We start from the raw sequence: 3,861 nt of genomic DNA, 5'->3' as shown, positions 1-3,861 counted from the left end.
CGAAGTTCATGGACGGGGCGAAGAAGAACGGCGTCGACGACAGGACCGCGCTGGACACCTGGAACCTGCTAGAGAAGTTCGCCAACTACGGCTTCAACAAGTCCCACGCCGCCGCCTATGCCGTCGTCAGCTACCAGACCGCGTGGCTGAAGGCGAACCATCCCGTCGAGTTCATGGCCGCCGTGATGAACTGCGACATCCACCTCACCGAGAAGCTCGCCATCTACAAGGCCGAGGTCGACCGCATGGGGATCGAGGTGCTGGCGCCCTGCGTGAACCGCTCGGCCGCGACCTTCACGGTCGAGGGCGGGCGCCTTCTCTACGCCCTCGGCGCGCTCAAGAACGTGGGCGTGGACGCGATGCGCCTGATCGTCGAGGCGCGGGGAGCGAGGCCCTTCGCCACGCTCTTCGACTTCGCCCGCCGCGTCGACCTCAAGCGCGTGGGGAAGCGCCCGCTCGAGATGCTGGCGCGCTCGGGCGCCTTCGACGCGCTCGACCGCAACCGCGCCCGCGTGCTTGCGGGGCTCGACGCGCTCACCGCCTATTCCGCCGCGATCCACGAGCAGAAGGGCAGCGCGCAGGTCTCGCTCTTCGGCGAGGCGGGCGAGGACCTGCCCGAGCCGCGCCTGCCCGACGCGCCCGACTGGATGCCCTCCGTCCGCCTCGCCGAGGAACACCAGGCGGTGGGCTTCTACTTTTCCGGCCACCCGCTCGACGACTACATGGCCGCGCTCAAGCGCAAGGGCTGCCTGACCTGCGCCGAGGTCGAGCGGCGCGTGCAGGGCGGCGACTTCGTCACCTGGATGGCGGGCGCCGTCTCGTTCCGGCAGGAGCGCAAGAGCCAGCGGGGCACGCGCTTCGCCTTCGTGGGCCTGTCCGATCCGACCGGCACCTACGAGGTCATGCTGTTCTCCGAGGCGCTCGAGGCCGCGCGCCACATCCTCGAGCCCGGCACCAACGTCCGCGTGCAGGTCCGGGCCGAGATGCAGGAGGGAACGCTGCGCCTGCGCGGCGAGGCGGTGCAGCTCGTGGACGACGCCGTGGCCGCCGAGGCCCGCGGCCTGCGCGTCTTCGTCGACGATTGCGGCGCACCCGCCTCCGTCGCGCAGCTTCTGGCGCGGATCGCGGGCGAGGACACGCGCGCGCCGCGCGGGCCGGTCTACATCTGCGCGCTGGCCCCCGACTTCCCCGAGGACGCCGCCGAGGTCGAGGCGCTGGTCGGTGAGGGCCTCCCCGTCTCGCCCCAGATCAAGGGCGCGCTGAAGAGCCTGCCGGGCGTGGTGACGGTCGAGGAGGTCTGAACCTCACCCCGGCCAGGGAAAGCTCTGCGCCGCGCGCACCAGCGCCGCCGTCGCGGGCGCGTGGGGGCGGCCCGGCATCGTCGCCAGCGCCACCTTGCGGGCGACCTCCGGCTGCACCAGCGGGCGCTGGATCAGGCCCGGCAGGCTGACCGAGTATTCCGGCATGAAGGCGAAGCCGATCCCGGCCAGCACCATGGCCTGCACCCAGTCCTCGCGCTCCGAGCGGAAGCGGGCGTAGAGGCTGACCCCTGCGCCGTCGCAGACCCGCATCACCATCTCGCGCATCTCGCAGGACAGCCGGTCGACGTAGTTCTCTCCCGAAAGGTCGTGCAGCGTGACCGCGTTCATCCCGCCGAGCCGGTGCTGCGGCGGGATGACGACGACGTAGCGCTCCTCGTAGAGCGGCGTCAGCCTCAGGCTGTCCCCGAGGCCGCCGAGGTCGCTCAGGATCGCCGCATCGAGGCGCCCGGCGTCGAGATCCTCGCGCAGCCGGTCGAGCGGACCCTCGCTGACGGCGAGTTCCATCCCCGGATGGCCGGACTGGAGCCGCGCGAGGAACCGGGCGAGGCGCATGTGCCCGATGGTGGACAGGACCCCGAGCCGGAGCGGCGCCTTCTCCAGCAGGCGGAAGCTCTGCGCCAGCGTGCGCGCCGCCTCCGCCTCCTCCGCGATCTGGCGCAGGTGCGGCAGCATCGAGCGGCCGAACTCGCTCAGCAGCACGCGCCGCCCCTCGCGCAGGAACAGGTTGGCGCCGAGCTCCGTCTCCAGCGCCTTGATCCCCTTGGTCAGCGCCGGTTGCGTGACGTGGCACTCCTCCGCCGCGCGCGTGAAGTTCAGTGCCCGTGCCGCCGCCAGCACGTAGCGGATCTGCGACATCTCCATGCGCGCCCTCCTTCGCGTCATTCTCCCCCCGGACCAGGAGCCTACCGCAGAACCGCCAAACCGGGAGGAATGGATCGATAACCGATCTGCATTTCTCCGGGGCGCCATTCCGCGCGACCATGTTGGCGGTCGAAACCCCGGTGGAGGAGAACGGGAGATGTCGGTCTACATGGTGGAACGCGATCTGAAGGGCATCAGCATGGAGGACCTCGCGGGCGCGCAGAAGGCGGCGATCGCGAAGGCGGCGGAGATGCGGGGCGAGGGGGCGGAGATCTCCTACATCCGCTCCACCTTCGCCCCCGAGGACGGGCGCTGCATGTGCCTCTTCGACGGCGAGAGCGCCGCGCAGGTGCAGGCGCTGAACGACGCGGCGGGCCTGCCCTACACGCGGGTCGTGCCCGCCCTCGACCTCACGCCCTGAGGCCCCTTCCGTTTCCGGCATGGCCGCCCTAGGGTCGCGGCCATGTCCGTCCTCGACAGCCGCACATCCTGGACCCGCCTCGGGCTGTCGCTCGCGCTGTCGCTCGTGGGCAACGCGGGCATGTGGGCGATCATCGTGATCCTGCCGGCGGTCGAGGCCGAGTTCGGCGTCGACCGCGCCACCGCCTCGCTGCCCTACACGGTGACGATGGTGGGCTTCGCGCTCGGCAACTGGGTGATCGGGCGCTGGATCGACCGCCACGGCGTCGCGCGCGTGCTCGCGGCCTCGGCGCTCCTCATCGGGGCGTCCTTCGCGGGGGCGGCGATGGCGCCCAACATCCTGACGCTCTCGGTCCTCCAGGCCGCGATCGGCTTCGGCACGGCGGCGAGCTTCGGGCCGCTCATCGCCGACGTGTCGCAGTGGTTCCTGCGCCGCCGGGGGATCGCCGTCGCGATCATCGCGTCGGGCAACTACCTCTCGGGCGCGCTCTGGCCGCTGATCCTTGCCGACATCCTCGCGGGCCCCGGCTGGCGCACCGCCTATCTCGTCATCGCGGCTTCGGCGATCCTCGTCATGCTGCCGCTGACCTTCGCGCTCCGCCGCCCGCTCCCGGAGGAGGCGATGACCGCCTCCGCCGCCGCCGCCGCCCTCCGCCAGCAGAGCGCGGGCCTCTCGCCCACGGCCCTCGTCTGGCTCCTCGCCACCGCGGGCGTCAGCTGCTGCGTGGCCATGTCCATGCCGCAGGTCCACATCGTCGCCTATTGCGTCGACCTCGGCTACGGGCCCGCCGTGGGCGCCGAGATGCTCTCGCTCATGCTCATGGGGGGCGTCGTCTCGCGCCTCGTCTCGGGGCTGCTCGCCGACCGGCTGGGCGGGGTGCTCACGCTCCTCATCGGCTCGACGCTGCAGATGCTCGCGCTCTTCCTCTACCTGCCCACCTCGGGTCTCGCGCCGCTCTACGTCGTGTCGCTGATCTTCGGACTCGCGCAGGGGGGCATCGTGCCCTCCTACGCCATCATCGTGCGCGAGTACCTGCCCCCGAGGGAGGCCGGCGCGCGGGTCGGCTTCGTCATCATGGCCACCATCGTCGGCATGGCGCTCGGCGGCTGGATGTCGGGCTGGATCTACGACCTGACCGGCTCCTACACCTGGGCCTTCCTCAACGGCATCGCCTTCAACGCCGTCAACGTGGCGATCATGCTCCTGATCCTCCTCCGCTCGCGTCCCCGCGCGCCGAAGGCCGTGCCGGCCTGAGCC

The 3,861-nt window shown here is 71.4% G+C and carries 4 protein-coding genes; 3 read left to right on the top strand and 1 reads right to left on the bottom strand.

The window, feature by feature from the left end:
- A partial coding sequence (locus tag ACTS11_RS05660) for a helix-hairpin-helix domain-containing protein (protein ID WP_442639363.1) occupies positions 1 to 1,301 on the top strand: 1,301 nt, incomplete at its 5' end.
- Between the two features lie 3 nt (positions 1,302 to 1,304).
- On the opposite strand, the gene ACTS11_RS05655 is transcribed toward ACTS11_RS05660, so the two are convergent.
- Positions 1,305 to 2,183, bottom strand: coding sequence for a LysR family transcriptional regulator (locus tag ACTS11_RS05655; RefSeq protein WP_442639362.1), 879 nt, complete (start codon positions 2,181 to 2,183; stop codon positions 1,305 to 1,307).
- 157 nt (positions 2,184 to 2,340) lie between these two features.
- Here ACTS11_RS05655 and ACTS11_RS05650 point away from each other — a divergent pair, with 157 nt between their 5' ends.
- Positions 2,341 to 2,604: a DUF4242 domain-containing protein gene (locus ACTS11_RS05650; protein WP_442639361.1), complete on the top strand. Its 264-nt coding sequence runs from the start codon at positions 2,341 to 2,343 to the stop codon at positions 2,602 to 2,604.
- Positions 2,605 to 2,646: 42 nt separating this feature from the next.
- The gene (locus ACTS11_RS05645; RefSeq protein WP_442639360.1) at positions 2,647 to 3,858 is read left to right on the top strand and encodes an MFS transporter; all 1,212 of its coding nucleotides are present in this window, start codon (positions 2,647 to 2,649) and stop codon (positions 3,856 to 3,858) included.
- Positions 3,859 to 3,861 lie beyond the last annotated feature (3 nt).

The sequence above is a fragment of the Roseicyclus sp. genome (assembly GCF_052168335.1).
Lineage (GTDB): Bacteria > Pseudomonadota > Alphaproteobacteria > Rhodobacterales > Rhodobacteraceae > Roseibacterium.
Note: the sequence above shows the minus strand (reverse complement) of the source record. Positions and strands in the feature narration are given on the sequence as shown.

Bases quoted from the DNA above. Each gene is read 5' to 3' on its own strand.
- ACTS11_RS05655 (WP_442639362.1), bottom strand. From the start codon at position 2,183: ATGGAGATGTCGCAGATCCGCTACGTGCTGGCGGCGGCACGGGCACTG.
- ACTS11_RS05650 (WP_442639361.1), top strand. From the start codon at position 2,341: ATGTCGGTCTACATGGTGGAACGCGATCTGAAGGGCATCAGCATGGAG.
- ACTS11_RS05645 (WP_442639360.1), top strand. From the start codon at position 2,647: ATGTCCGTCCTCGACAGCCGCACATCCTGGACCCGCCTCGGGCTGTCG.